General features: G+C 64.8%; 2 protein-coding genes and 1 pseudogene. All 3 read left to right on the top strand.

What is annotated here, in order from left to right; translation table 11 throughout:
* The first annotated feature begins 603 nt into the window (after positions 1 to 603).
* Positions 604 to 1917 carry an IS21 family transposase gene (gene istA, locus RMP10_RS05190; RefSeq protein ID WP_310569337.1) on the top strand — a complete coding sequence of 438 codons (1314 nt, stop codon included), beginning with the start codon at positions 604 to 606 and terminating at the stop codon, positions 1915 to 1917.
* 5 nt (positions 1918 to 1922) lie between these two features.
* Complete coding sequence (gene istB / locus RMP10_RS05185) at positions 1923 to 2759, top strand: IS21-like element helper ATPase IstB (RefSeq protein ID WP_310569336.1); 837 nt, start codon at positions 1923 to 1925, stop codon at positions 2757 to 2759.
* A gap of 565 nt (positions 2760 to 3324) precedes the next feature.
* Positions 3325 to 3530 (top strand): annotated as a pseudogene (locus RMP10_RS05180) (serine/threonine protein kinase); the annotation flags it as partial.

The following is a 3530-nucleotide window of genomic DNA, read 5'->3' as shown; positions in this document are numbered from 1 at the left end:
GGGTACGCCGGCGCGCCCGTCGTGTCGTTTCGGAACCGGGCGTCGAAGTGCGCGAGGTCGACTTCGCGGTCGAGCAGATGATTCAGCGCATGCTCAAACGTGCCGGGCAGCAGCTGGCGCGCGAGGTCGACACTCAGGAACTGCGGATTCGTATCGAGAGACTTGTAGCGGGCCATGGCAGGTGCTCGACGGCGGGGCGAACCGACACCACATTCGATGCAGGACCAACCCGTCGCGTGCCATCGAGTTCCGTTTCCACATTTGCCTGCTTCGGGACTTTTCCTACAGCCTCGTTAGACACACGAAGGGCTCCGGGCACACACCGAACAACGTCTGGCATGCGTGGGTTGACCCGGCAGAGCTGCGCGAATGGGCGCCCTATAACGCTGACAGAAACCTCCGCAGCGTGGGAAACAGCGTGCAAGCTCACGACGGAGGGCGCCCCTGCCCCTCATGTCACCGAGACGCAGCTGTAGAAGAACACCCAAATTCCCGCAGAGCTGAACAGGCAAAGTCCCGCAGTCGCCATTGACGGCGCCGCCCGAAGCGGCCCCCTTCGTGTCCGGGCGAATGCAGCCCAGGGCCCCCGGCGCGGAGGAAACGATGGCACGGCTGCGGAAGGATCATCTGATGGTGGTGCGAGCGATGGTCGCGCGTGACGTCCCGGTGCGACAGGTGGCGCGCGACTTGGGTGTCGATGAGTCGACGCTGCGGTATCACTTGGCGCGTGGAGAGTCCGCGCCGGACGGACGACGGGATCGTAAATCGATCCTCGATGGCTGGCAGGAGCGCATTGCCGCCGTGCTCGATCGGTTTGCCGATCCGCGCGTGGGTGGCGATGCCGTGGATCGGGTCGAAGTGTCGGTGGTGCACGGCGTGTTACGGCGCGAGTTCGGCTTCACCGGCAGCTACCAATCGGTGCGACGACATCTGGAGCGGCACTATCCCGCGAGCGCGGTGCGCGCCATGCGACGCGTGGAGACGCCGCCCGGCGTGCAAGCGCAGCACGATTGGTTTGACGTGGCGGTGCGCATCGCGGGCACGGTGCGGCCCCTGCATGGCTTGATCGGCACCCTCTCACATTCGCGCGCGCGCTTCGTGTGGATGAGTCCCGTGATGCATCAGCTGGCGTGGCAGAGTGGCCACGTCGCGATCTTCACGCGGTATGGCGGCGTGCCCTTGTGGGTCCGGATCGACAATCTCAAGACCGCCGTGGCGTCGGGCGCCGGGCCGACGGCGGTGCTGACCCCGGCCTTTGCGACGTTTGCCCGGACGTGTGGCTTCGCGGTCGATCCGTGTCGCGCCGCGACCGGCAGTGACAAAGGCAAGACCGAGCGCAGTGTGCGCACCGCCCGCACGGATTTCGCGGATCTCTTCGTGCACGCATGGCCCGATCTCCCGCACCTGCAAGCGGCGCTCGATGAGCGCAGTGCGGAGTGTCATGCGACGCGCCGCTGTCCGATCACCGGCACGCTGATCGCTGATGCGCATGCGGCGGAGCAGCGACTCCTGCAGACGCTCCCGACATTCGACGAGCTCTTTGACTGCGTGGTCGCGCGCCGCGTCAGTCGCGATTGTCTCGTCAGCTTCGAAGGCCGACGCTACTCGGTGCCGTTTGCGTGGGTCGGCCGCACGGTCGAAGTGCGCGGGACCACGCAACACGTGGTGGTGTGGGGCGAGGGTCGCGAGCTCGCGCGGCATCCGCGCGGCACCACACGGGGGCTCGTGCTCGAGGAGGCGCACTTCAACGGCGCGAGCACGACGTCAGTGCTCGCGCCGACGCCGCTTGGTCGTCGCGCGCAGCAACAACTGACCGCGATCGCCCAGGCGGCGCTCCTTCCACCGCCTGCGCAACTCGAACGCCCCGTCGCGCAGTACGCGCAGCTGATCGACCGTCTGGTCGGGGAGGTCGCATGACGAGAGTGAAGCCGCCGCCGACGCCTCCGTCGCACGCCCACCCGACCGGCAGCACGACGCTCGATCCGATCGCGACCAAGCTCGTGAGCTTAGGCCTCGAGTATCCGGCGAGCGTGCTGCCCGAACTGCTGGAAGAAGCGACCCGGGAGGCCTTGAGTCCCTTGGCCTTTCTCGATCTGCTGCTGTCCCGCCAATTGGAGCGCAAGGACGAACGCCGCATCACCACGATGCTCAAACTCTCGGGCCTGCCGCCGGGCAAGACACTCGAGGACTTCGACTGGGGCTTTCAACCGAAAGCGGATCGCCGGCAGCTCGACACCCTGGCCACGTGTCACTATCTGCGCGAGAAAACCAACGTGTTGTTTCTCGGGCCGCCCGGTGTAGGCAAAAGTCATCTCGCCACGGCGCTCGGCGTCAAGGCGATCAAGAATGGCTTCAGTGTGAACCACTACGTGCTGGACGACTTGATGCACGTGCTGAAAGCCGATGCCGCGACGCCGCATGCGCGCCTCCGGGCGCGCCGCTATTTCAACTGTGGCTTGCTGATCATCGACGAGATCGGCTTCCGCCCGCTGGATCGCATGGAAGCAAATCTCTTTTTCCGCCTCGTTTCCGCGCGCTATGAACGCGGCTCGATGCTCTTGACCTCCAACAAGCATGTGCGCGACTGGCCGGAGATCTTTGCGGGGGATGAGATCCTAACCACCGCGATCCTCGATCGTTTACTGCATCATGTGGCGGTCGTGCACATCGACGGCCAAAGCTATCGGCTCCGAGAACTCGGCGCCCTGCTTAGCCCCAACCGCGAGGGCCCACGAGCGACAGACAGTCGGACGAACTAACCTCGGTGGCTGCGGGAGTTTGCCTGTTTATCAGGTGCGGGAATTTGGGTGTACTTGCACAGCAGATAACGCGTGCCGATGCACCAACGGTGCTCGAGTACTCGTGGTGCGGCTTCCCGATGCGATGGGAGCTCGGAGCACTCGCCCGGAGGGCGCATGACTGTAAGGACGAGCATCGATCGCCGTTTTGTCCCTATGAGCGCGGCAGGATGGCACTTCTGCTTCGACGTGCTCGATTACTTCCTCGCTGGAACGCCTCTTGGTCGGATCGTCGGGCCCGACGCGATGAAGTTCGATGGCTGGCCTCGACTGCATGCGGAGTATGCAACGCAGTTCGGTGTCGAGGCGCCACCCGCGAACTCGTGTCGAACAGCCAATGCATCACTAAACAAGTGGCGACGGCTCCGAGTTCACACTGAGCCGATGAAGCCACAACGCACCCGCGGTTGTCACTTGTCAGGGGCTGAAACTGCTCGTCACTTTGTGGGCGCACGGTCGCCCGCTTCCGGGGAGCAGGCGTGCCTTGCCGTACTTCGCAGTATCGAGAGCGGCCGCCCACCTACTCATGACCACTGAGCCGGACCGTCTGAACGAAATACTGTCTGGCCGCTACCGGATCGAGCGGGAGCTTGGGCGGGGTGGGATGGCCACGGTCTATCTCGCTGTGGATCTCAGGCATGAGCGGCCTGTTGCCATCAAGGTGATGCACCCGGAACTCTCCGCCATGCTGGGGCCGGAGCGATTCCTCCGGGAGATCAAGCTCACGGCGAG

Origin of the sequence: Gemmatimonas sp. (assembly GCF_031426495.1) — a bacterium.
Lineage (GTDB): Bacteria > Gemmatimonadota > Gemmatimonadetes > Gemmatimonadales > Gemmatimonadaceae > Gemmatimonas.
This window is presented reverse-complemented; position numbering and strand designations above follow the sequence as displayed.